Below are 23823 nucleotides of genomic sequence, written 5' to 3' on the forward strand. Positions count from 1 at the left end.
AAAACATCCTAAAATTTGAAAAACAATGCGGACTTTGGTGGATAGACAAAAAAACCTCCTCACAGGGGAGGAGGTCGACTAACTATTCGTCGAGCTGATTCAAAAGCATCAGCCAATTTTTCGTGAAAAGATCATCCGAAAAACGCTCAACCGAATGCAAGGCGGCTTCGCCCATTTGACGTCTTAGGGATGGTTGCTCCATCAAGCGAATCGCTGCGTCAGCAAAGGCTGACGAGTCTCCAGGTGGAATGATAAATCCAGTCGTTCCATGCTCAATGATTTCACGGGGACCGTAACAAACGTCGTAGGCAATGACCGGAACACCGTGACCCATGCTCTCAAGGATTGCCATCCCGAACCCTTCGGATTGCGACGTAAAGATCGTTGCGACAGCACCATGATAAGCGTCTTGAATGTTCGTGACGAACCCTTTGAAACGGATGTGCTTCGTTAATGACAATTCCTTGATCAAAGCATGGAGATCCTTTTCGAGCTGATCGTTGTAACCGAAGCCATAGAAATCAAGGAAGGCATTGGGGTGGTGGTCGACGATCTTCCGCATGACACGGACACTCGCAGCGACATCCTTTTTGATTTGAATGCGCGAGACAACGATGAACCGATTCGGATCAGGTTCAGGAAGTACCGAGTAGTCGGCTTCCGGAACAGCACCGACACCGTGTGGAATCGCATGGAACGTTTCCGGATGACCGAACTGGTTGGTCATATGCGCTTGTTGACGAGGTGTTGCCGTGATGACACGATCCCACTCGTCGATGCGACCGAATAATGTATCCCAGACACCACTGACGGCTGCTGTCTCATTGAAGGGCGACACGAAGTGATTGCTATGCCCGAAGGCAATCTTTTTAATATTCGGATGCTTGATGTCTAGGATGACCGCATCCAAATTTTTTTTCGGTAGGTTGGCAAGACGATCCCGGTATTCGGATGAGATCAAGACCGCGTCATGTTGATCTAACAGCTTGTTCAAAACGAAGGTATTAAAAATCGCTGGATCATTGAACTGTTTTTCCTGACCGGCTTCGAAATAAAACAGATGGCTCCAATCCGCCGAGTTGATCTTATGCCAAATCGTCAAATAACACGTTCCATCACAGTGGAAGAAGGAACGAGAGACCGGCTTATTCGATGTAAGCGAATACTGGATCGTCTGTACCAACTGCCCGTTATCAAGGTATTCCTCGCGGCGTAGGCGATGGCGATTCTCTGAAAAATAATCGATGAAGCTGAGCTGATTGTTAACGTCAAACCGAGCGTACTGGACGTATGTACCATTGTCGAACAATCGATAGGAATCTTTTTCGGCACGGCTCGCATCGAGGAACAACGTATACCGTTTTTCCCAACGCGGAATCAATTCGGCTTTCGAAGAAACGACGGACCGTTTGTCTGCCTGTCGACGTGCTAAATAATTGATGACGTTGACGACCTGGATGCGAGGATCAAGCAACCGTGCTTCGACCATCTCTTGACGAATTGTTTCGAGATTCGGTTGAATCCCGAACGTCACGAGCGTCACGTTTCGCTCGGGATCAGCCGCGATGATCGCATTCGCGCGTTTAATGACTGCTTTTGATAAACCGCCACGCTGGGCAGCTAACGTATTCAATGTAAAAAACAAATCTCGTGTCATAGGGCATCTCCTTATATAACGCTTACAATTTTATTTAGCAGCATGAAATGTGGGGCACATCGGTGAACCTTGCCCATACTATAGCATACTTTTTTGGAATAATAAGGAACCTAGGAAAGAGATCTCTCTATCCCTAGGTGTATTGTTAAGCTTCGTTGATCGGTAGAACGAATGATCGATTGGCTGTGATGTACATATCCTGAGCCGTTTTCAAGCGTGGTGTGCCTTTCGATGACAGGACGACCTTCTCAATTTGAACCACTGTATCGGGTGTGTTTTTCGTCGGTAATTCATTTTTAAAGTCGCGATCAGCGTACTGTTTACATGTCTTCAAAATCCGGACTGTTGCTGGAGGCACAGTCAGATACGTCTCGTTATCGATTACAGGCGGAAGATGGACATATTTTTTGTTTGCCGTGACGTAAGCCCCATCAGCCGTGACAAGTCGTGGTGTGCCAGCAAGCGTCAACTGTAGATCACTAATTTTCAGGAGTTGTCCGACTTCGAGCGCTGCTTGCTTATGCTCGAATTCGAGGTCATCATACAAAAAGGCTTTCTCGAGTACGACGACTTGCGGCGGTGCTTCGATATGATACTTCGTCGCGTCGATTTTCTGTGACGGTGATTTTTGTTCCTCGGGACGAAATTCGACTTTAAGTTGCTGATAATGCAAATGCATTTCGTCGACACTACTCGGTAACGTCATCCGGACGACGAACGGATGATAGTCGTCATGGATCAGCATCAATTGGAATGGATCTGAACGCGGTTCGAGTGCCTCCGTCGGAATAAACAATTCAGTCCCTTCGATATGGAACGGTACGTCGGTCTCCGTTGTTTCATCGTTAGGTGCGATTAAGAGAACTTGATCGACCGAAGACATGTCGTCTTTGAGTAATTGTACGACTTCATAGAAGAGACCATCAACGAGACGCGTGCCTGCATACGTAGCAAAGAATGGCTCAAGGACAGGACCGAGATGACTCAACGAAGGAGGCATCCGGTAATAAAGACGATTCTCCGATACATATCGCCGGGCTTTATGTTTTTGGACGAGCAGCGTGATGAAGGTGACGAAGCTGTCATAATCTTTTTGCTGAAGTAAGGTGTACTGTTTTTGAAAGATGTCATCGAAAATGAAATCCGCTGGATCTGCACCATGGCGTTCAAAAACGGCAATCATTTCGCGGAACAGGTCAAAAAAGGTCTGCTGTTGCGGATGCTCAAGGAAACGCTTGTTGTTGAACAGTCGGGAGAGGAAGTCCATCTCGATCAATCGACTCAATGCATGGGTTATAGCAACTGCCGGAATATCAAGTTCGAGCGTTTTCTCAAGCACTTGTAAATTGAAGGTCGTCTTTTCGAAAATACTTGTTTGTCCGACAAGCGAATCATTCATCGCGAAACGATTGACGTGATAGACCGGTGCCGGATTCATCGAAGCCGTTTGGCATTTCGAGATGGCTTCAAAGAAGAAGAGTTTATCTTCACCGTACTGCATCGCGCTGAACCGAATGTTATGTTCAAGCAAGACGGAGCGCTTCAGAATTTTCCCCGGAGGTCCGACCGCGCGGAACACTTTGTCGATTTCATACGGAACAAGCTGATTCGCTGTCGTAAACGATGCAAAGCGACCAACCTTTTGAATCGACGTGTCGGTATGTTTGATCGTTTGACCGAATGCGATATCGGCATCATGCGAAGCGGCTTGTGCGACGAGTTGAGGGAATCCGACTGGGTCGAGACGATCATCAGCATCTAAAAACGTGACGTACGTACCTGTCGCTTCTTCAATTCCGACGTTTCGCGGTTGTGCAGGACTGCCCGTATTTTCAGGAAGTTCGATGATGCGAATGAAATCCATCGTTTGTGCAGCCGTGTGGAGAATCGATAACGATTCATCCGTCGAACCGTCATCAACGAAAATCGCTTCGATTGTTGAGTGATCGAGCATGAGTTCTTGGATCGATGCGATACAAGTTGAGAGATATGTCGCCTTATTGTATACAGGAATAATGATTGATGCGGTTCTTTCCATCAGTAATTCCCACCTTAAACTAAATATTAAAAAATACCCCCTGAACTGTGCCTTAAAACAGATGAAGGAAAGAGAAGGGTAAGAAAACACGAAAATGGTCGATGACTCCATTAAATAATAGAGTCATCGACCATTTAAACAGGTAATACATCAGCCTTATAGGATTGGAATTACTTGATTCCAATATTCTCAAGGTATTTTTTTTCAGAGGAATCAATTTTACGGTTGATTTGTTTCGTATATGTCTTCCGCGCGTAATTTGATCCGTCTTTCTGATAAATGGCTGTCTCACGTCCAGATAATTGATTGTAATAGATTTCAATTAAATCTTGATCCTCATAGACGATGACGCCCGTTTCACCGGTGTTTCGCTTCAATTGTCTGTTGTCCTGCTGTTTCTTTAAGTACTGGTTTTCCGATTTAAAGACTTGATTGATGGCTGCATCGTATTTCTTTTTTGCTTCCTCACTAGTCGTATTTCCGTCTTGATCGTAATCGCTACACCCTGCTAGATAGACGATCGAAAATAGCAGTAAAAATAAAAGTTTACTTTTCAAATGCGAACACCTCCGAAGTACACGTTCTGTATTACCGATAGTGTACATCAAGGCAACACTTCATATGTAGCTTACTTAAGAAAAAGGGAAGTGTTTCATGTTGGTCGCACTATAGTTCGATGGCATCGATGACGCCTTCAGGATACTCCCAGACATTGCCTTCAATGAGCCATTGATGATGGCAGTTCGGACAAGCGACTTCCGAAGAAAAGTCATACTGGATTTCGAGACCTAAGCGCCGGTCTTCGTACGCTACACTATGTAAATCTTCAATGAGAATCTCATCCTTGAATTTCTCGCGACAACGTGGACATTTGAATTTCGAATAATGACTGATGACCGTATCCATTCGATTCAACTCCTAAATAAAGAATAAGTACCGTATACAGTATAATGATAACGCTTACATAAAAGTGTTTTAAATTAAAATTGTAATCAAAATGGAATATATCAACTAAATTGGATTTTGATTTATAGAGATTTCGAGGAAGGACTGTAAGAGGAATACCTGTACCTATACATCCGTTCAATCCAAATGAGGCATATTTTGATGTTAGCAGTTAGTTAGGATCACGCTAAGGTCGTTCAAGTGTTGCTACAGTACGGAGTAGATCCAAATCATCAGGATACAATGGGAAAACGGTCATTGATTATGCGAAGAAATATAAAAATAAAAAACTCCTCAAACTCTTCGATGAATTGCTTTGAAGGATTCGTAGCACATCTTCTTTTAACCATATTTTGAGTTCTAGCGGTTGTGCTATTAAAGCATCTACACATATTTCACATTTTCTGTTTATCACATGCTAAACTTAAACAATCTATTTCTAAGTAAAGGAATGATTTGGATGTGGAAGGCACTATTGTTTAATTCTATTTGGATGGGTATCACAATTCCAATTCTTTTGAGTGTCGTTTTTACAATTTTGCATCCTCTACTCGTTTTTGAATACAGTGGTGTTCTCATGATTGTTGTGACATTAATCATTGGCATAATTGATGTTTACCTAGCAATTCGGATTTGGACATGGATCGAAGGAAAGTTCTTCGAACGAAAACGGTACATGTGAGTACAGCCTAACAAATGGACGCTTTAAAAAAGTCGTTTTAACTTTTTCGTTACTATGAGGTGGCTTCGGTATTGAACCGGAGTCATCTTTTGACATTTTCAGATGTCTCGATATTCTTTACCTAAGTAAGAAATACCGCTTTACAGGATTTTATGCTTACAGTTCATCGATTTTCTAATCGTCTTTCATATGAAGCGCAGTTCTTATTTTCGAACTAAGGCGTCCATCTTGTGCAACTAAATAAAACATTAAAGTAACAGGTATAAAAAATAAAAAATCCCAAAAATGTATTATGAAATATATAATATATGGTAGAAGATACTTTTTGAAAATGACATTTTTTAATGTCTTGAAATGAGGATATAAAATATGAATTACATCGAACACTTAGAAGCTCATTGCGGTGAAATTACAGGTCATCTAGAAATTGAAGAATTACAAGAGCAGGCGATTCAATTGTTGCAGTTTCAAAATGCACCGTTTGCTAATGCTATCACGATGACGTCACTTGGACTGTTACGCCATCCGTTACAATTCGAGAATGGTGCTATCGTTCATCAAGAAGTGATGCTATCCGTCATGCAACAAGATGCTGAGTCGGACTTGATTGAATTGGTTTATCGCTTGACGCTAGAAGCATGGAAGACTGGACACGCTTATGATCTAGGTGAGTATTTACCGATGCCAGATGGATTGTTATCGAAGTACGGCTTCGCTGCTCTATACGTGACGACACCATTCTACTTTGAAGAATCGTTTCAAGTCCATAAAGGAGACGTGGCATTCGGGGAACCGGAAACGGTACTACCTGTCTGGTTTGTACCGATCTTTGCTTCAGAAGTCGCATACATCGAACAATACGGTACTGAGAAATTTAATGAGATGTTATATGAAACTGAGATGCAGTTGCTTAATTTAAAGCGGCATCCGCTCGTGGGAGAAGAAGCAATCGAAGCATTGAACGCTAAAAGACAACTCCTCGTTCTCGAGTGTGAGATTACAGATAATCTTTTTGAAGATGAAATTCAACGACCATTATTGCTAGACGGACCATTAAAAAAAGCATATGCCATTGACCTTGATTCGGAAGCACAAGGGAATGCGGTCGAAACTCAAACCTTCCTATTTGATTTTCTAAATCATCAAAATCGTTTTCCGATCTACACGACCTTTTTTGCTTTTGAAGAAGAAGACAAAGACAACAAAGCGTTCTTCACGCAACATCAAATGTCGTTCACTTCACATGTCTTGTCTAAGCAAAAACAAACGGACGGATGGTTACGCGGAAAACGAACATCGACGTGGGAGAGTCATTACTTCACGGTCAAGATTGAAGATGCTAAGATGCTCGAACTCATCCTTGAGCAAGCCTATGCAGCTGCATTAATGAACGAACTGTTCATGTTTTCATATTCCGATCGTTTGTCAATTCAACGAGAGGTCGAAACGACGTATCGAAAAACACGTGTCCTAGAAGATCGATTCGTTTATCCAGAGGAGACGACCGTCGTGATCGTCGGTCATGATGGTGGAATGCTTTATGTCCTCTCGAACGAAGAACACTTCGCGTATGATCTTCGTACAGACTGGGCGAAACGACTGCGACAACAGTTACCAAGCGATACGGTGATTCGCCAGCTGAATGGAGAATGGTTCGCAGACCTATAAGAACGGGAGGAACTGCATGCAACTCATTAAACAAATCGACGGTCAGAATCATTTTTTGTTATTCGAGAAGGATGGACGGACACTTCACACGTTTCACGGCATTATGGGAAAGCGGTTGGAAGAACCAATGAGCGAGCAGAAGTTCTCGCGATTTTTCAATCTGGATGCCTACATTCGGGAGCTCGTAGCGGAGAAAGAAAAAGACGGTTACTCCGTCGTTCAAGAAGCAGATTACTATGAGATTGTCGTCGAAATCTTTTGTCAAGATACAGAATATGAAGTCATCTTTGAGCATCGTTCGAATATCGAAGACGACCTTCATACATTTCTTTTTCAAATCGGCAACGGTTATTTTGTTGAGGATGATTATGGTCCGGAAGCCATCGAATTCGTCCTTCATGTCCTCGAACCATCTCAGATCGTCCAACCCGTCATTGAATATTTTAAGAAACAGTATGGATTGACACGGCTTCGGATGGGGCAGGCAAAAGTTCATTATGGCAGACGCTTGACCGGGCTCTATCCTGAAGGGAAAAACTTTAACCGAAAAAATTGAGCAATGACGACACAGATAGGAGGAACAGTATGAACGAGCTGACGATCGATGAATACTTTTTTCAGTCGAAGAGTATCCAACGTATGCTTCAGACATCCGAAATCAATGTGCTTGGTCACTTGCAAACTATCTACGAAATCATGTGTTGTGACCATACAATAGGTAGCTTTACGAGTGAATTGACGGAGGAGGTATTGTATGACACGCTAGTTCGCTACAATCATTTTCCTTTATATATCACGACTAATTTTGATGAGATTAGAGAAGATGAGATGCACCTCTTAGAACGTTTAAAATCGCGACCATTCGTATGCCACGAACATCCGCGGTACGAAGGCGATCATTGGCGCACCAGTTTTTACTGTTGTATCGAAGTGTTGAATGCGAACGATCTGCGTTTCGTCTTAGAAGAGTCCTTTTTTCGAGCTGCCTATAGTGAAACGTTCCTCATCACGTTCGCTCGCCCCACGTTTGAGTTGAAAACCTCTGGAAAATGGATCTTTAAAGAAGCGAAATACACGCATGTGATTGATGCACGTGATAGATTACCGTTCATCCTTCCGTCACATGATGCGCTCGGTTTCATGTGGTTTTCGAATGGAGATGCCTTTCAAAACGTCGATCAGCTACAAGCGATTTTACCAACGGATTATCAGATTGATCATGTACTAAATACCTTCGAATAATTCAATTGAAGACAAAAGGAGTCATACAGAATGACATATCAGAATGGATTACCTGGTGTTACAGAAGAGAGACTACAAGAGGTAGAGACAGCACTCGGTTGCGAGCTTCCGAAAGAATTACGAAACATATACAAGCGCGAAAACAAATTTAGCGTCGGTGACTGGGAGTTTCATCCGATCAAGGACGAGCAGCATATCAAACGGACATGGGATGACCTTGTTCGTGTCAATTTGACAGAGGCAGATGAGTATCCAGAAGGGTTCTTGCGGATTGCGGCGGACGGAACGGGTGACGAACTCGGGTATCAATTTCCGGACACAAAGACGATCGTCTGGTGGGATCATGAGGAACAAGAGCTGTTTCCGGTAGCACCAACGTTGATGGCGTTCATTGAAAAGGAACAACAAATGGAGCAGAGTGCGGAACAAGCAGAAGACTTCTTACAGACAGTTCATGAAACGGACGCTGTCTATGGTCTATCGAAGTTTGAACAGTCGGGCTGGGCGTATTGTCCGTCGAATCAAGAGGAAACGGACGTGCTGTTATTCTTTTCGACGGAAGCAGGGGCGAAAGCGTTGCGGATGAAGGAATGGGCGGACTATCATCTAATTCGCTTGGATCTGAATTTATTCATGCATGGCTGGTTACCGAACATGATTGACGACGGACTGTATTGTGGCTTGAACTGGGGACCAGAGCTCGTCGGGATCGAACTTGATCCGGAAGATGTCCTAGCCGATTTAGAAGGTTAATAGGATTTGGGCGTTTTGAAACAAGTCGATAGAATGTCAGATGTGTGGCGTATCTATCGCTATGGATAAAAGAAGATTAACTTAATGGATTAAGGATGATGAAAAAATGATTGTCACACTTAGTAAGCAAGTAGATGGCATCACCTATTTCTGGTTCATGTATCGCGATGGTCGAACGATTCAGATGTATTACGGTGTCACCGAGCAATGGAAGCTCGATCAAGATGTCAGTGATTCAATCGAAGAACGGTATACGTTTCGGCGTCAAGCAAAACGAAGACTGAATGAATTGATTGCAGAGAAACGGGCGGAGGGATACAGACAAGATGATATCTACGGGATGCAACCTGGACGAAAGGAACGCGAGAAGTTTCGACGACGGACATCGTGGTTCGCCTATCTACTTATAGGACTAGGTCTGTTTCAGTTAGTAACACCTTTCTCTGTCTTACCAACTGTAGTATTTGGAATGGGTATTCTCTTGATGTTTTTAGGTTTTCTCAGTAAAGGTTACCTCCCTACATGGCTTCGAAGTGTCTGCTTCATTAGCTACTTTTTCATGCACGTGATTCATCAGCAGGAATCGTACATCCCGTATCTTTTCCCGATTCTTTCGATAAGCACGGGAGTATTATTATGGTCTCATCTTCGAAAAACAAGAAAAAATATGAAAGTGGAATAATAGCACTCTTTAAAAGGAGATGAAACATGTCGCTTCTAAATAAGTTACTACAAGATCCTATCGTTTCTGAGATACCACGTTTACATAATGCTCTTCTTGCGAAAGAACGCGGCTTGCGCAAAGAGTGGTTAGTACATATCGACGAATTCATTGAAGAAGCGAATGCGTGGGATTTCGAAAGACAACGGACGTTTGTGAGTTGGTTGCTGTTAACGTGTGAAGGAGAGTCAGAAGTTTCGGTCCTTTTGATTCATCCGATACAAAAACGCCTTCTAAAACCTATCTTGAATCAGTGGATGAAAGAGTTGCCGGATGACGTTCGACCGTATCGCTGGTATGGTCTCTTTTTTGATGAAGATGACCGTTTCATCTACTTACAAGAGGCAATTACGCGTGGGGGAAGGCGGGAGCAGTTAGCGATCGAGAGAATGATTGACCATTATTTATACGGGTTATGGTATTCCTTCCATCATCTCGATGAAGATTTGTATTTAGGAGAAATAGAAGAAGATGTAGCATTTTTAACTGAGGCTCGGTTGCTAATCGAGCAACTCGATGATGTAGTTTTCAAATCGGAATGTATCATCGAATGGCAGAAGTTGAATCAAACCTTAACGTACTGGGTTCGTTTTGAGCAAGAGCACACCACTGGATTCATGGAGTGGCGCATGCAACAAGAATTAAAGAATTAAATTTGATTAATCTAATAGCATTAACAGGTTATAAATGCCCCCTCACCGTTATATTTAAGAAAGAGGTATACACCATGAAAAAATTAGGCACGTTTACAAGTCAGGAAGGAAATCTCATCGTCTCGGATCCGGCTTTCCTTGAGCCGGATATTGGGTACAACGTGACAATTCAAGTTGAACAAGGTTCGATTTGGACGGTCTTCTATGACGAAGATGAGTTTGAATCAATCAATTTGCTTTACTTAACGGTGAACGAAAAAACGAAGATGGCTCCATTCGATTTCGAGCCGTTATCCGATCTAGTCGTTGTTGATTCAGCGCAGCTCGTTGTCATGAACACAGCTGATTACGGGAGACGGGAAGCCATCGACTGGGAGATTCGAAATACCTTGGAGTTCGACGAAGAAATCGACCCGTTCTATATCGCAATTTCAGACGAAATGATGGAAGACGAGATCTTCCTGTTTCCGTTCGGTGTCGCCGTTCAGTTGATGGGGGACGGACACTATGAAGTCCTCGTCCGCCGAGAAGACGGGAACGTGATAGGCATCGCGATCGTCCTCGGAGAACATGAAGCTTTTGAAGAACACGATGACGAGGAAGAATTATCGCTGGAAGACGTCGACGTACCACGACTGAATCATCAGAACACTGCTTTGCCTGACGATGCCTTTCTTACGAGTATCCTTCAGGCGATGCGATTATTTTATGTGAACGATCAAAAATCCTTGAAGTACAGTATTCCGATTGAAGGTCAGAAGGTGGAGCACAAACTGTATTTGTATGATTATTCATCCTCCATTCAAAACTATCAAGTGGCAGTGGAAAGTCCCTGTCCAGAAGCTCGTATCCAAGCATTCGAGACCAATCATTTTGCGATTCCGGAGTGGTATAAAGATATTTTGAGAGTCTGTAACGGTGTGCGTTTTGCCGAAGAGTTGAACTTATACGGTATTCCGTTGACGAGCTGGAACGGGTTATCGCATGAGATCCAAGGCAATCTCTCCGTCAGTCTAGCGGAATACGCGTTAACCGAGTTCGATGCGATCCGTTATAAGTATTTCTTTTTTGGCTCATCGTTTAGACAGGACGAATACTACGCAGTATTGAAAGAGCGTCCAAACGAAGCCGTCTATCGCTTCGACTATAGAACGTTGAAACTCAAACGCCAGGCGACGACTTTCCAAGATATCGTCCGTGATGCGTGGCGCGCGTGTAACCTGAAAGCACTACATAAAAGAATGTGAGGATGATTTCATGAAAACAATCTATTCCCGTGAAGACTTACTCGCACTCGACGATCCTTTTGAATATGAGGTGGGGTTACCGATCCGAATCAGAGAACTCCCGTCTTCCGTCATCAAAGAGGAGATACCGGATAGCCGCGAACAATTGGATCGTCTTCTGAAAGATGGCTATACCTTGGTCATACAGAAGCCCCGAATTCCGAACGTTCCCGTATTTGCGGGGTTACCCGTGATAGCGGAGAATACGATCATGAAATTGTATGTTTACGAGGCGAATTGTTGTGAGGATGCGTTATGGGATGTTTTGTCTGAGAATGAATACGATCGGCACTGGGCTTATTTTTTATTGAAGAAAATCGAAGGTGTCAGATTCGAATTGGCTTATACGCAACCATCACAACAATCACTCAGACTCACTCATCTTGGTACGAATCAACTCGTGTATCTACAGTTTGAAACGTATCAAAGCGTATCGTGTCAGTGGGATTGAAAAAGGAGATTTTTCATGAAAACGTATATCGAAGAGCATAGCGATGCGACCCGCGTCTACCCTTGGCTTGCGGATGCGAGCTCATCAATTCGTTGTTTATGTGTAGTCGGTGAGATGCTCCTGTTTCCAGAAGAAATCGTCCAGTTCAAACAAATCAGTAGTGAAATGTTCCGTAACGAGCTAAGGCAAAAGCATGAGCTGAGCACGTATCGCTTTTATTTAGTAGTGTGTGCCGGAAATGGGTTCCAGTCAAAAAGAATCTTTGATTATTACAAACTGTGGCGTCTACTCGAACGAGAAGAGATGCTTGATGGCTTCACATCCCGAATAGAAGTACCAGTCCAAGTTGGAGAAGAACCGTATTACGTTGGGATTGCTGAATTTGGTCTCGAACAGCTTTCGACAGCCATTGAAATGATTAGTGACTCTCCATCTAGGTATACCATTATTTGTGCGAATCATGATCGACCATTACATTGTCAGGAATTACTAACACATGTGCTCGATATCGGCTTAACAGAAAGTGGAGACGTACCAGTCGTCGAGATGGTTCCGACATTGACAGCACAAGGTTACGCCGTCTGCACGTGGGGAAGTTCAAGTGAAGAACAAGAACTACAGTGTTTTCATACGGCAGCCTTCTTATAACAAGGTAGAAAGAGGGGATTCGATGAGTCTGCGTGGTGTGTCATTTGAAATCCCGAATGAACCGGGGCGTGTCTTGATCGACATATTAAGTGCGATTGAGATGAAAGCGTATGATTGGTTTCTTCGTAATTTTGATTTTCCGATCCAATCGATGGACGGGGAATGGTATGACAGTTTAGAAGAGTTTTCGGTCGATCAGAACGTAACAGGACGTGAACTAGCGAAATGGCTAAGGGGACCTAGCAATTACCTAATCTTTGCTGAATTGTTTGCATTTCAAAGTGGTCAGACTGAAGAAGTAGGAATGACGTATGCGTGGTTTCAGAAAAGCAATTGTCAAATCGCTATTTTGGTGTATGACTGCACGTACGTCGATATCTATTGTAAGGAGCAGCACGTATCCGAAGCATTTTATGAGAACGCCGTGAGACGTGGATATACCGGAATCGAATGGGTGACCGATGACAATGATCCTCGCACCCGTTTGTCGGTATGGTCAGAATAAGAAGTAGTCCTGACGAACAGATGTAAACGCTAAGCGTTTAAGACAAGAGGGATGAACTGCTGGGTATTAATGAAGGAGAGAAAATCATGAATCAAGAGTTGGAAGAATTCGTTCAAGCAGTTTATCGAACGGTTGTTAAAGAAGGTATGGCGGACTATAAGGACATCTACGAAGAAGAAGTCGATCCAAGTGTTAATGCCTATACTGCCTGTATCGCGTTTTACCAGCAGTCGAGCGAAGCGGATCAAAAACGGATGAGACAGATGATGGAACAGACGATCATCGATACGGTTTCCCATGTATTTGGCATCATCGATGGGAGTTCAGGACTAAATGGATCTGCGCTTGAAGCGAAACTGTCACTTGTCCGAGTCGACGAAGCAGGAGATCCGGTCGAGACCGTAGAGACAGATGGTGCATTGCAAGATACGTTTTTGGGCTACATAGAAGATCGTGACTTGAATGCATTGTGAAGGAGGGAGCGGGAACCACTCATGATCCAACTGATAAAACAAAACGGCTCGAATACACTCTACCAAACAATCTATACGGAAGGACGCCTCATCATTCAACATCAAGGAATCGTTGGAGCGTGGGTGAGAGAAGAAGACGTGAGACAGATGCGCGTCTCGCGCTTCAAACGCTTAGGTGTTCAGATATTGCAGATAGTCAAGGAATTAGAACGCCAAGGCTATCGCGAGCTGAATGAGACCGATTATACGGGACTGATCGTTCAGTTTTCTTATGAGAAAGGTCAGGAAGAAGCAGCGCTCGAGCGACGTCACATGATGGAAGAAGTAATTCATATGGTCTGCTTCATATGGGGAACGGATACTGCGAAGGTGGAGATATCGGGAGTGGTACGACGAATATCTTTTACTACGTACTTGATGTCGAGGCATCTGTTTCTCTGATCTTTGAAGGAATGAAGGAACACGATGTACGAGGAGAACCGATCATCGCGATATCAGAAGGAGAAGCGTACACCGTTTTATACCCTGAAAGAACGCCGTTTGATCTGATTGGTGAAGGTAAACCATGGAGCTGGATTCCGATGACGCAAGCGGAGGACAAGAAGATATGGCACGTCATTGATCAACAATTTCAATTCACACCCAGTACGACGGTTTTCCCCTCATACCACTCCCCGAGTCCGTTCATTACATACGAAGTGGATTACGAGAAACGCGAAGAGATCGAGCAAACGTTAAAGCGTATTCTGACCGAGCTGACCGTTGAAGGAGAACGCGTGATGGCACTCGATTGGAATCATCAAGGATACTGGATCGACCCAAGGCGCACGTTTCTTCGAAATGAAGAAGGAGACTGGATGATTCCAGCAGTTCCAGATGGCGATTACTCCTTTTTCATCGCCCGAGATTTTCGCTGGGGATATCTCGGTCATCCGTGGGAGGGAAGTATCACGTTGTTTGGAGAAGAGATGATCTCTGCGTTCCAAGGGACAGACATTTTTATGAATGAAATCCGGAGAGGATAAAAGGGGGACAGGAAGTGAGAACACCATACGACGAGTATCAAGAAACCGCATTATGGCAGATCATCTCGGAGACAATCAATGAATTAATCGACAATGATGATCTCGAAGAACGGACGACGCATGAACATATTGTTGGCTACCTCTATAGCAAACTAGAAGGTCGGATTAAAGATGAAAAGTAAGAATAGGATGCGATTTCAACGAGACGAATGGATTGATGTTTTCCGGGAACTGCTACCACGCGACGATTGGCAAGACCTCATCCGTCTTCAGGTGAGTCAGCATTCGTATCCGTTTGAAGTGAAGTTACTAGAACGACCACTCAAGCAGAATCCAAATATTCATGATTTATCGGATTGGACGGTTCGTTCCCACTTCATCATGACAGATGCCGCGCAACTTGACCGATTTCTCGAACATCTTGTCATCGAACAGCAAGAAATGGCGACTGAAGCAGAGGTGACACTCATCGTCCAAAAACAAGGACAAGGAATCGTCCGGGTCACAAACGATTGTGTCTCGATGTATGGAATCGCATATGAGGAGCTCGATGACGCAGGGACAGAATATGAGAACTTTTTTGATGCGATTTTACCACACGCCACGTTTCCGGTCGAGGTCGTCTTTTGTGGTCGGGATGTTTTAGATAATGATGGTTCAATTCACGTGTTGACGTTGCATGATTCCAATTGGCAAGCGGTATTTGAAGAACATTTATTGCATTTGCTGAATCGAAAAGAAGTGACGACAGGATTATTTTCGAAATATGCACGTCCCGCGCGTCAAACGCTTGAGGACTTTATGTCTGAATTCTCGTTATTGATGGCGTATAACTTCATCGTTACTCGCGATGCGATGGATCGATTTGGCATGCTCGATCACTTTTGTACGAATGGAAAGATTGCGCATTTTGGAAAGGCAGACGATCGAGAGACGTCTTTCAAGAAACAATGAAAACTTCACACATAAGGAGGAAACACAATGAGCTTAGCGTCATATATCTGTATGGAGAGACAAATTCCTGATCAGTATCTCAATTTGGATGAAGAAGATGAAACCCTTCCCTTATACATCGGCCCCTGTTTTGCGGATCAAGACTGTCTATATGAAGTAAAAACGAGGCATTTTCATAAATGGTATGTATATGAAATTTCGAGTCATTGGGGCATCGAGATTGTTGAACCTTTTGATTCCAGCATTTCAAAGGAGTCAAAGGAAAAGCTGCGTTATCTGTTTACGTTCATGAATGACTTCTTAGACGAGGGTGAATCATTTGAACTGTATACCTGTTGGATTGGGGAAGAGTCCTATCCGCAAGTGAAAAGTATGACATTATCATTAGCACTTGATCAGTTAGAAGACATTGAGATTCCTGAAAGAACGCATATTTTGATCACGAAACAGAGTGAAAACTAAAAAAGCGCTGATCCACAGGGGCTATGGGTTAAATGGTTCACTCTTGTGCATAGACGATGTCTGCTATTGCATGGACCTGTGCAAGCGTCATTATGGACCATCACTTTTAAATTAAGGGTATCCGGGGAAGTGGGTAGATCGCTTGAGAACCAGCCGAACATCGGCTCCTCGATCCGAGAACGTTTCTTCTCGATGAAGCGAGCGAAGTTGTCTGGACTTAAGCTTACCCATGTAACCCCCAGAAGGGTACGTCTTGTTCAGCAATCGGGAGTTCAAGAATGCCCTTCACGAAACAATGTAGACCCTCCAGTTCTAGGACGCACCATGTATTATGCATCTCGCTTTTCGTTTCTTGCTCTTTCTCAGACATTTGTTCGGAGTAGACCGGTCCGAGTGTCTCATATTCAGTCGGGAGTTCGTCGTGGCGCTCGCCACAGAGGGCGCAAGGCATAAGTCGTTTCATTGGAATTAACTCTAAGTGGAGTTATGTATGTCTCGTTATCGAACGTTAGGAGAGAGCAAACTTGTAGTGTAGCACACGTTGGTAGTGAATCCTGAAGAAGACCGTTACAATCCAGCGAAAGTGAGGGGATTAAAGTGCAAATTTATATCAAAGAAATGCAGAAGCATGCAAAAACGATCAAGGAATACCATCTCACGATGAGAGGGCAAGACCGAATCAAATCCATTTTCTCTTTCGAGTATTATAACGATGATTCAAATGAAGATGAAGTTATATCGGACGAGAAAGTGTTAACACGATTATTCACACGGTTGAATCGGTTCCCCGTTTATCTCTCCTTTGGATTCAATGAACTGATTGATTTAGAAAAAACGGATTTGCTGTCTACGCTTAAGCACAAACAATTATCGTATACAGAGATCCTAATCACTAAGCGTGAAAGATATATGACCGTCGAAGTGAATTGCCCAGCAGACTTATTTCAGGTACTCACGCAGTCAATTACAATGGCTAACTACAATGGTTACTATTTGATTTCTTTGACGAATCTATTAAAATTCGAAAAACGAAAAGTGAGACGATGGTTCATCAAAAAAGAGAGACTCGTACCAGTGGTTGACATGATAGAACCGACGACATTTTTTAAAATCAGCTTTGATTTCGAGAATGTCTTGATTTTCTCGAATGAAACGGATTTTGATACACTCGAAAAAATAGAAGCACTGTTTCCAGAAGACGAAATCGAGCGGTAATAAAGTGATTGAGAGAGGAGTGGAATCGTGTTGGATGTCTATTTTGAGAGGCATATGGATCACGCACAAGTGTTCAAAGACAGATACTTGTACATTGATCAACCAGAACGTATCGACTTCATCTATTCGATGGGGTGTCTACCGGATATGGAAACTAAAAGCGACTATCAAGGCGATTCAAATCGAGTCTTGAAACAATTTTTGACGTGTCTCAATCGGTTCCCGATTTTCATCACGTTCGGTGGAAGCTTTACGGACGAGGAGGTCGAGCCGTACTTTCAAAAGCACAATCTATCGTATACAAAGGTTCGACCAAACAAGAACCTATACTATCACGTTCAAGTGCTTGATGCGACCGAACTTGAGTTGTTGCTAGATGAGACCTATTGGTATGGGGCTGTGAACGAAGACTTCTTTATATCGTTTACGAATCTCCTGACGTTTGAGCGGAGAATGGTCAAAGGATGGTTTTTCAAAAAAGAACGTACCGTGCCCGTCATTCGTGCGACAAAAGAGATGTCATTCATCACGATGGAGCATGATTTTATGGGCTATTATCTTTTTTCGAATGAATCCTGTTTTAATACCGAGGACAAGGTGAAAGCACTCTTTCCTGACGACGGTACCATTGAATTCTATTAATGAAACCAGCAACTCGATTTAGTTGGATGATGTAGATGGATCAAGCAGAATACGTGGAGGAATTTTTATGTTATATATCTATCTCGATGAACATACGAATCATGCAAAAGTGATCAAAGACCGTTATCTCGATATTGATCAACCAGGTGCTATTAAGTCGATTTATTCGATGGGATGTATTCCGAATGACGAGAAACGAGACTATCAACGTGACTCGAACGATGTACTGAAGCATTTTTTGACGCGTCTGAATCGCTTTCCGCTATTCGTCACGTTCGGCGGTGGTTTTACCAATGAAGAAGTCGAACCGTTTTTTCAGAAGGAAAATCTATGCTATACAAAGGTTCAACCAGATAAGAGCAGCCCTTTTTATAGCGTTCAAGTGAACGATGCGAGCGAACTTGAGCATCTGCTGGACGAAACGTATTGGTATGCAGCTGTGAACAATTTTTATTTCATATCGTTTACGAATCTCCTGACGATTGAGCGGAAAATGGTCAAAGGATGGTTTTTCAAAAAAGAACGTATCGTTCCTGTCATTCGTGCGACAAAAGAGATGTCATTCATCACGATGGAGCATGATTTCATGGGCTATTATCTGTTTTCGAATGAAGCTTGTTTTGATACTGAAGACAAGGTAAAAGCGTTTCTTCCGAGAGGAGATGGCATTGACTACTATGAATGACATCCGGACGGATGATATAAAGGAGGACGATCATGTTTGGGATCAGTACGAGTCTAAAAGAAGTACCAGAAAACGAAAAAGAGATTCTCTGGTATCCGAGTAACGTCCAACGCTTTTTGAAAGAAGACTTCGCAAGGACATCTAATCGTTGCGATCTCTTGATTAATCTCGATCCTTACACTGATAAGTTGTTTGGAGCGAGAGAAGTGAATGAGTTGATCGGAATTTGCGAACTACTTATTCAACGCTATTGCACACCGAAGGAAGCGTGGATGATGAATCAAGCGAATTATTATGCGAGTGAGCTTTGGGTGATGCATCAGTCAGATAAACGAATTGAGGAATTACATCAATTTTTAGAGTTGTTGAAGCGGATGTGCATCGCGTCTGTCTATCAGAATACGTTGGTTTGTTTTTGGGGCGACTAAACGATTGAATGTTGAAGAATATATAAAAATTGGAGTTTTGAAAAGTGAGAAAAAAGCTGAAGATAACGGGAATCATAGCAGGTGTAAGTCTTTCGATATATGTCGTGTGGACGATCTATCGACTATTTTTCTTAGTTGATATCAATGTTGTTCCAAAAGAAGAATATATCTCAAAAAGTACATCGCCCGATCAAGCGTATACGGTTCGCTTTTACCGCGCAAATGGTGGTGCGACGGTAGATTTTGCGATGCTCGGCATCATGGAGAACAAAGACGGAGAAAAGCGCAGAATGTACTGGGAATATCCTTGTCGGGAAATAAAAGAAGTGAAGTGGTCGAAGGATACGGTGACGATCAATGGCACAAAAATTAAGATATGGAGTCAAGTGTATGACTTCAGAGAGGGCATATACGAAGCAGATTAAGAGGAACATGGAGCTAATGGTATGCATTCAGCTAATATTACGTACGATCACATGACGTAGCTGTTAGAAACCAAGCATGCAAGGATGAAGATTAACGATTGCTTGGTTTCTTCAACAAATAACGAGGTGGTGGACCGAAAGATTGCTCCGCTTCGAAATACGCTAGTTCGCCTGGAATACAGGAAATGATCGAGGCGAATCCAAAGCCGATGGCGTGTTCGAGTGCCTCACGGAGAGGTAACGTTTTCCCGCTGATCAGCTCGTTTTCTGATAGACAATAGCACGTATCCGGTGCACCATATTGTTTCAACAAATCATACGTATCGTCAGGCCATGAATTAGGTGGTTTGATTTCAATCAAATAATCATTTTTCAGCATGCTTAAATACCGGTGATCTAACCGCTGAAGCGCCATATCTCGTTTTTTGGGCGTGAACAGTTCATGCAGTACGCGCTCTTGAACGCGCTTGACGAAAAACGATTGGACGAGCACTCTTTCTTGTTCTTTATCCATGTTTTCAGTTCCTTTCTACTTAATCTATCGTACCGAATCCATTACATACACTCATTGAATTCATTTTACATGACAAGGAGCCAATTTATGAGCTACCTATCTGCGGGATATTATCTTATTCTGCCAACTCCTCGAAAAGAATACATGGACAAGACGGTTGTTCCTGAATCCGCTCTATCCGTAAGTGAATGCATCTGTACACACTATCCTGACATCAGTATCTTATGGGGAAACTCGGAAGTAAAGAAAGACCGTTATATGGAGCAACTCGGTCTCTCACTTACCATCTTTCAGTTACTCGAACAATGGATAGAAGAACATCGGAAGACGGGAGATATGTTGTTTCCTCAAGTGTTCTCTAACTTAAATGCTGCGCAAACGTTCGTAGATCGTTTTTTGAATCATCTTCCTGAAATACGTATCATTAGCATCGGTTTGCCTGAGCAGTATAAAGTGGATTTTCTTGAAGATATAGCGGCTTTTAGTAGTAAAAATTCAGAGCCTTATGGAGTAGAAAAAATGGTATCACAACATATCAGCCCTGACACAGACGGTGCCAAAAAAATCGGGTACGAAGTGTTAGGATTTGATTCGGGATTATTTCATTCGTATTTGTGTAACGGACTGGAACGCGATTTCGATCATCAATTCAACACTTCACTAAACAGCCATGGTTTAATCCATACGTTCGAAGAAGCGGATCGTTACTCAGACTATTGTAATGAATTAGGCGAGGCGACAGAAGCAGTCTTATGGCTGCCGTGGGCGATTTTTGAATATGAACGCAGCAATTAGAAGCTAGTAATCATAAATTTTACTGGAGGTTTATTTAATGAATTATCTTGATCATTTAGAACAGCATTGCGGAGAATTTTCGGAAGCATTTCCAATTGAGGAACTTGAACAAAAGAACGTCCAAATCTTGAAATTCAAAGATGCACCGTTTAAGGAAACCTATACGATTGCATCCCTTGGATTACTTTTTCATCCACTCCAAACGGAAGATGATTCACTGATGCATCAAGAAATAATGATGTCAGCGGAACAACCAGACGTTCAGGACGAGATCATTATTTACTCTGGCAATTGGCTGAGTACGCTATGAGGACAGGACATGCATTTATTTAATGAAGCAGAGTATTATCCACTCCCTGAAGGAATATTTGAAAAGTATCAGTTCTCCTCTGTTTATGTTACAAGTCCTGTGTACTTTGATGAATCCTTCTTCCTATTTGAAACAGATTCTAATGTTGGGAATGAGCCAGATACCGTATTGCCAGTCTGGTTCGTACCGATTTTTGAATCTGAGGAGAAATATATTGAAAAACACGGAGCGGATCAATTTGAAGATCTTTTGTTTGAGACAGATGAGTTAGTAGATTTTAACCGTAAGCCTTTAATCTAAAGAAAGTAAAGATGCAAAAACACCTCTGATGTTAGTACTTTTTTTAAGTTTACTATTTAAGAGGTGTTTCGTATTTCCTCAAAATTTAAGACTAGATCACTTTAAACGTACGTGAGTTCTAGTCATCTTATTTATAGATATCCCTATGATGTCCGATTTCAAGAATCAAGATTATGACTTTTTCATCTTGGATGTCAGCAATCAGACGATAGTCTCCGATGCGATACCGCCATTCACCTGAGCGATTCGAAACGAGTCCTTTACCATGACGACGCGGATCATCCGTCCCGACCAGATTCTTCTTGATCCAGGACATGATGATCCGCGCTTGTTGGGGATCCATTTTCTTGAGTGATTTTTGAGCCCCGCGCTCGAAATCTATATTATAAGCTGTCATTCTAAATCAAGTTCCTTCATCATGTCGTCGAAAGAGATCGCTTCTGATTTTTTACGGTGTGCTGCCATGGAATCATGATAGAGTTGTAAATCGATTTCGTCTTCGATACGGTCGAGGACGGCATCGCGAACGAGTGTAGAAATCGTGATGTTCTTTGCCTTTGCATATTCCTTGATGAGTCGTGTATCCTGATCATCCAGACGTACAGAAATGGTGCTCATAATTATCAGCTCCTTTGTAATACATTGTAATACAAAATGAGGTTTTAGTACGTAGGATTGGGCGATAATCCTAAATAAAGATTCTTTGAAGTGCTGAAATTCGACTTGTAAATATCATGAACAAGTACGATATGATGCCAAAAAAGTGGGTGAAATTATGTTCAAATTAAAGGAAACATAGTCATTCATCTTCAATTTGACCATGTTTAGGAAGGTGATGATCATGATAAGTTCTTTCATTCTCCTCGTTTGCGAAAACAAGATATGCATCCAGACGGCGCCGTGTATCTATTACAAGAAAACAAAGAGTGTTTTGAATTGAAGAAAGATCAAGGTACAGATCTGTTTAAAGCATCTGTACCTTGATCTTTTTTTGTCATAGACATTGGTCCATATTAAGATATTATTGAGCTCGGTAGAGAAATTTCCTTAGGACACGTAAGCTGTTCTTGTTATTTCATCTATCTGTTTTTTTGGAATGTATCAAAAATATACTTTTCTCACTGAAGTAACTTTTGGTATTTGTACCCTTTTAAAAGATCAGCTTCATTTTTGAAAGACCATTCCTCTATTTTAGAATCTGGATATAACTTAAAGTAATGATTGAGAATATCGTGTCCTAAATTGTAGTTACTCCAGCGGGGAATGTCTTTTTGGGGATTACCGCCTGCAAGATCCTCGTAGGTAGCCTCACCAGTCTGAATCAGTTTTGAAACATGCTTGATCGTTGTTTCATCCATTGGAATATCCCATGGGGCCTTCACATTTTTTAAGACTCGATCAGCAAAAGCATCTGCTTTTCCCTCAACAATGACCGAATCGAGTAATTTATTCATCTGATATTCTGGTCTATCTTGAAGGATTAAATGATGGTATTCATGTGCAACGGTATAGGCGAGAGCATCCTTATCGAAATCTTCCGCCAGATAGAGCACGACCGCATCTTTGTACGCTCCTGCTGCTACTCCCCCCATCGGTTCGTTCATCGTCGTATATTCCGAGTTGATCGGTACGATGAAAATCGTACTCTTTTTCTTTGGAAGGACTTTATGCGCAGCAGTGTAGTTTTTTGTGATGATTTTTTTAATCTCGTCTTGTCGTTCTTCCAGAGCATCGATTCGATCAAGCAGCGCTTGCTGATAAGCAGTCGATTGCAGCATGAAGAAACCTTTTAAAGAAGTAGTATCAAAATCTTCTTTTTCACCCGTTTTATCGATATCGTTTAGAACATATTTTAAGTAATTTTGTTTACTCACTTCAATATCATTATCTTTTAGTGAAGCTTTTAAGTATTTTTGATAGGGGGAGTAAAGAGGAACGATATTCACTTCACTGTCATTGTTGAGTTCAATGGACTCCGATTTAAATTTTTCGCTTTGACTTTCTTCCGAACAAGCGGTTAAAACGACTAAAGGAACACATAAAAAAGGTACAAATATTCTTTTCAACATATGATCATCCTTTCAATTGATACATTAATACTCCCCAAAAAATATTTAAAAATAGAAGAACCATTAAAATAACGATAGCATTCAATTTTTACATAGTCAAAAAATGTAATAAATGATTAATTTATTAAAATGAAACCACTTATTTTTTCCAACCGTATAAGTACTATTATGAAAAGGATGTTGTATAAAATTTATGATTCTAAATGAATGAGGAGTTTTTATTTTGATTAATGGAGCATTTGTTGCGATTTTCTCAAGTTTTATGGGTGCATTTGTT

Annotated in this window: 34 protein-coding genes; 24 read left to right on the plus strand and 10 right to left on the minus strand. The window is 42.2% G+C overall.

Annotated elements, in window-relative coordinates:
• Nucleotides 1-82: 82 nt before the first annotated feature.
• From ACN9MT_RS06800 to ACN9MT_RS06815, 4 genes are all read right to left on the minus strand, one after another.
• Entirely contained in the window at nucleotides 83-1657 is a 1575-nt protein-coding gene (locus tag ACN9MT_RS06800; RefSeq protein ID WP_426273097.1) for a glycosyltransferase, read from the minus strand.
• Between the two features lie 145 nt (nucleotides 1658-1802).
• Nucleotides 1803-3695, minus strand: coding sequence for a DUF5776 domain-containing protein (locus ACN9MT_RS06805; RefSeq protein WP_426273099.1), 1893 nt, complete (start codon nucleotides 3693-3695; stop codon nucleotides 1803-1805).
• A 170-nt stretch (nucleotides 3696-3865) separates the two neighbouring features.
• Nucleotides 3866-4252, minus strand: a complete 387-nt coding sequence (locus tag ACN9MT_RS06810; protein ID WP_426273101.1) for a hypothetical protein — start codon at nucleotides 4250-4252, stop codon at nucleotides 3866-3868.
• Between the two features lie 109 nt (nucleotides 4253-4361).
• Nucleotides 4362-4601, minus strand: coding sequence for a hypothetical protein (locus ACN9MT_RS06815; protein WP_035408336.1), 240 nt, complete (start codon nucleotides 4599-4601; stop codon nucleotides 4362-4364).
• A 1090-nt stretch (nucleotides 4602-5691) separates the two neighbouring features.
• Here ACN9MT_RS06815 and ACN9MT_RS06820 point away from each other — a divergent pair.
• The 16 genes from ACN9MT_RS06820 to ACN9MT_RS06895 all read left to right on the plus strand — a co-directional run bounded on the left by ACN9MT_RS06820 (nucleotide 5692) and on the right by ACN9MT_RS06895 (nucleotide 16163).
• Nucleotides 5692-6990 carry a suppressor of fused domain protein gene (locus ACN9MT_RS06820; RefSeq protein ID WP_426273103.1) on the plus strand — a complete coding sequence of 433 codons (1299 nt, stop codon included), beginning with the start codon at nucleotides 5692-5694 and terminating at the stop codon, nucleotides 6988-6990.
• A 16-nt stretch (nucleotides 6991-7006) separates the two neighbouring features.
• A complete protein-coding gene (locus tag ACN9MT_RS06825; protein WP_426273105.1) occupies nucleotides 7007-7546 on the plus strand; it encodes a hypothetical protein in 540 nt (179 codons plus the stop codon).
• Between the two features lie 29 nt (nucleotides 7547-7575).
• Nucleotides 7576-8232 carry a hypothetical protein gene (locus ACN9MT_RS06830; RefSeq protein ID WP_426273107.1) on the plus strand — a complete coding sequence of 219 codons (657 nt, stop codon included), beginning with the start codon at nucleotides 7576-7578 and terminating at the stop codon, nucleotides 8230-8232.
• A 30-nt stretch (nucleotides 8233-8262) separates the two neighbouring features.
• Entirely contained in the window at nucleotides 8263-8985 is a 723-nt protein-coding gene (locus tag ACN9MT_RS06835) for a DUF2750 domain-containing protein (protein ID WP_426273109.1), read from the plus strand.
• A 106-nt stretch (nucleotides 8986-9091) separates the two neighbouring features.
• On the plus strand, nucleotides 9092-9667 hold the full coding sequence (locus ACN9MT_RS06840) for a hypothetical protein (RefSeq protein ID WP_426273111.1): 576 nt from the start codon (nucleotides 9092-9094) through the stop codon (nucleotides 9665-9667).
• 26 nt (nucleotides 9668-9693) lie between these two features.
• The gene (locus tag ACN9MT_RS06845) at nucleotides 9694-10359 is read left to right on the plus strand and encodes a hypothetical protein (protein ID WP_426273113.1); all 666 of its coding nucleotides are present in this window, start codon (nucleotides 9694-9696) and stop codon (nucleotides 10357-10359) included.
• A gap of 74 nt (nucleotides 10360-10433) precedes the next feature.
• Entirely contained in the window at nucleotides 10434-11606 is a 1173-nt protein-coding gene (locus tag ACN9MT_RS06850; protein ID WP_426273115.1) for a hypothetical protein, read from the plus strand.
• Between the two features lie 10 nt (nucleotides 11607-11616).
• The gene (locus tag ACN9MT_RS06855; RefSeq protein WP_214769636.1) at nucleotides 11617-12096 is read left to right on the plus strand and encodes a hypothetical protein; all 480 of its coding nucleotides are present in this window, start codon (nucleotides 11617-11619) and stop codon (nucleotides 12094-12096) included.
• A 15-nt stretch (nucleotides 12097-12111) separates the two neighbouring features.
• On the plus strand, nucleotides 12112-12744 hold the full coding sequence (locus ACN9MT_RS06860) for a hypothetical protein (protein ID WP_426273117.1): 633 nt from the start codon (nucleotides 12112-12114) through the stop codon (nucleotides 12742-12744).
• Between the two features lie 22 nt (nucleotides 12745-12766).
• Complete coding sequence (locus ACN9MT_RS06865; protein ID WP_426273119.1) at nucleotides 12767-13249, plus strand: DUF2691 family protein; 483 nt, start codon at nucleotides 12767-12769, stop codon at nucleotides 13247-13249.
• Nucleotides 13250-13335: 86 nt separating this feature from the next.
• Nucleotides 13336-13722, plus strand: coding sequence for a hypothetical protein (locus tag ACN9MT_RS06870; protein ID WP_426273121.1), 387 nt, complete (start codon nucleotides 13336-13338; stop codon nucleotides 13720-13722).
• Between the two features lie 21 nt (nucleotides 13723-13743).
• A complete protein-coding gene (locus ACN9MT_RS06875) occupies nucleotides 13744-14163 on the plus strand; it encodes a hypothetical protein (RefSeq protein WP_426273123.1) in 420 nt (139 codons plus the stop codon).
• Nucleotides 14070-14747 (plus strand): DUF2716 domain-containing protein, encoded by a 678-nt coding sequence (locus ACN9MT_RS06880; protein ID WP_426273125.1) that lies wholly within the window; start codon nucleotides 14070-14072, stop codon nucleotides 14745-14747. Before ACN9MT_RS06875 ends, ACN9MT_RS06880 begins: the two co-directional genes overlap by 94 nt.
• A gap of 14 nt (nucleotides 14748-14761) precedes the next feature.
• Nucleotides 14762-14929: a hypothetical protein gene (locus ACN9MT_RS06885; protein WP_426273127.1), complete on the plus strand. Its 168-nt coding sequence runs from the start codon at nucleotides 14762-14764 to the stop codon at nucleotides 14927-14929.
• A gap of 7 nt (nucleotides 14930-14936) precedes the next feature.
• Nucleotides 14937-15701 carry a hypothetical protein gene (locus ACN9MT_RS06890; RefSeq protein WP_426273129.1) on the plus strand — a complete coding sequence of 255 codons (765 nt, stop codon included), beginning with the start codon at nucleotides 14937-14939 and terminating at the stop codon, nucleotides 15699-15701.
• 27 nt (nucleotides 15702-15728) lie between these two features.
• On the plus strand, nucleotides 15729-16163 hold the full coding sequence (locus ACN9MT_RS06895; protein WP_426273131.1) for a hypothetical protein: 435 nt from the start codon (nucleotides 15729-15731) through the stop codon (nucleotides 16161-16163).
• On the opposite strand, the gene ACN9MT_RS06900 is transcribed toward ACN9MT_RS06895, so the two are convergent.
• A complete protein-coding gene (locus ACN9MT_RS06900) occupies nucleotides 16160-16405 on the minus strand; it encodes a DUF2199 domain-containing protein (RefSeq protein ID WP_426273473.1) in 246 nt (81 codons plus the stop codon). The two genes, ACN9MT_RS06895 and ACN9MT_RS06900, sit on opposite strands and share 4 nt — an antisense overlap.
• Nucleotides 16387-16626: a DUF2199 domain-containing protein gene (locus ACN9MT_RS06905; protein WP_426273133.1), complete on the minus strand. Its 240-nt coding sequence runs from the start codon at nucleotides 16624-16626 to the stop codon at nucleotides 16387-16389. The genes ACN9MT_RS06900 and ACN9MT_RS06905 overlap by 19 nt, the downstream gene beginning before the upstream one ends.
• A gap of 134 nt (nucleotides 16627-16760) precedes the next feature.
• Here ACN9MT_RS06905 and ACN9MT_RS06910 point away from each other — a divergent pair, with 134 nt between their 5' ends.
• The 5 genes from ACN9MT_RS06910 to ACN9MT_RS06930 all read left to right on the plus strand — a co-directional run bounded on the left by ACN9MT_RS06910 (nucleotide 16761) and on the right by ACN9MT_RS06930 (nucleotide 19558).
• Nucleotides 16761-17378, plus strand: a complete 618-nt coding sequence (locus ACN9MT_RS06910; protein WP_426273135.1) for a hypothetical protein — start codon at nucleotides 16761-16763, stop codon at nucleotides 17376-17378.
• Nucleotides 17379-17405: 27 nt separating this feature from the next.
• Entirely contained in the window at nucleotides 17406-18020 is a 615-nt protein-coding gene (locus tag ACN9MT_RS06915; protein WP_426273137.1) for a hypothetical protein, read from the plus strand.
• A 67-nt stretch (nucleotides 18021-18087) separates the two neighbouring features.
• Nucleotides 18088-18705, plus strand: a complete 618-nt coding sequence (locus ACN9MT_RS06920) for a hypothetical protein (protein ID WP_426273138.1) — start codon at nucleotides 18088-18090, stop codon at nucleotides 18703-18705.
• A 32-nt stretch (nucleotides 18706-18737) separates the two neighbouring features.
• Complete coding sequence (locus tag ACN9MT_RS06925; protein WP_426273140.1) at nucleotides 18738-19133, plus strand: hypothetical protein; 396 nt, start codon at nucleotides 18738-18740, stop codon at nucleotides 19131-19133.
• Between the two features lie 44 nt (nucleotides 19134-19177).
• Nucleotides 19178-19558, plus strand: coding sequence for a DUF5412 family protein (locus ACN9MT_RS06930; protein ID WP_426273142.1), 381 nt, complete (start codon nucleotides 19178-19180; stop codon nucleotides 19556-19558).
• 91 nt (nucleotides 19559-19649) lie between these two features.
• On the opposite strand, the gene ACN9MT_RS06935 is transcribed toward ACN9MT_RS06930, so the two are convergent.
• Entirely contained in the window at nucleotides 19650-20072 is a 423-nt protein-coding gene (locus tag ACN9MT_RS06935; RefSeq protein ID WP_023468065.1) for a hypothetical protein, read from the minus strand.
• Nucleotides 20073-20159: 87 nt separating this feature from the next.
• Between ACN9MT_RS06935 and ACN9MT_RS06940 the strand changes: the two genes are divergently transcribed.
• The 3 genes from ACN9MT_RS06940 to ACN9MT_RS06950 are packed head-to-tail and all read left to right on the plus strand — an operon-like array spanning nucleotide 20160 to nucleotide 21477.
• Nucleotides 20160-20867 carry a hypothetical protein gene (locus ACN9MT_RS06940; RefSeq protein ID WP_426273144.1) on the plus strand — a complete coding sequence of 236 codons (708 nt, stop codon included), beginning with the start codon at nucleotides 20160-20162 and terminating at the stop codon, nucleotides 20865-20867.
• A 37-nt stretch (nucleotides 20868-20904) separates the two neighbouring features.
• The gene (locus tag ACN9MT_RS06945) at nucleotides 20905-21177 is read left to right on the plus strand and encodes a hypothetical protein (protein WP_426273146.1); all 273 of its coding nucleotides are present in this window, start codon (nucleotides 20905-20907) and stop codon (nucleotides 21175-21177) included.
• A 9-nt stretch (nucleotides 21178-21186) separates the two neighbouring features.
• Complete coding sequence (locus ACN9MT_RS06950) at nucleotides 21187-21477, plus strand: suppressor of fused domain protein (protein ID WP_426273148.1); 291 nt, start codon at nucleotides 21187-21189, stop codon at nucleotides 21475-21477.
• Between the two features lie 127 nt (nucleotides 21478-21604).
• Here the strand turns inward: ACN9MT_RS06950 and ACN9MT_RS06955 are convergent, their stop codons facing one another.
• The 3 genes from ACN9MT_RS06955 to ACN9MT_RS06965 all read right to left on the minus strand — a co-directional run bounded on the left by ACN9MT_RS06955 (nucleotide 21605) and on the right by ACN9MT_RS06965 (nucleotide 23546).
• On the minus strand, nucleotides 21605-21874 hold the full coding sequence (locus ACN9MT_RS06955; protein ID WP_426273150.1) for a type II toxin-antitoxin system RelE family toxin: 270 nt from the start codon (nucleotides 21872-21874) through the stop codon (nucleotides 21605-21607).
• The gene (relB, locus tag ACN9MT_RS06960; protein ID WP_026829710.1) at nucleotides 21871-22095 is read right to left on the minus strand and encodes a type II toxin-antitoxin system RelB family antitoxin; all 225 of its coding nucleotides are present in this window, start codon (nucleotides 22093-22095) and stop codon (nucleotides 21871-21873) included. The genes ACN9MT_RS06955 and relB overlap by 4 nt, the downstream gene beginning before the upstream one ends.
• A gap of 500 nt (nucleotides 22096-22595) precedes the next feature.
• Entirely contained in the window at nucleotides 22596-23546 is a 951-nt protein-coding gene (locus tag ACN9MT_RS06965) for a DUF2268 domain-containing protein (protein WP_426273153.1), read from the minus strand.
• Nucleotides 23547-23823: the final 277 nt, after the last annotated feature.

Source organism: Exiguobacterium sp. R-17 (assembly GCF_049913315.1).
Classification (GTDB): Bacteria; Bacillota; Bacilli; order Exiguobacteriales; family Exiguobacteriaceae; genus Exiguobacterium_A.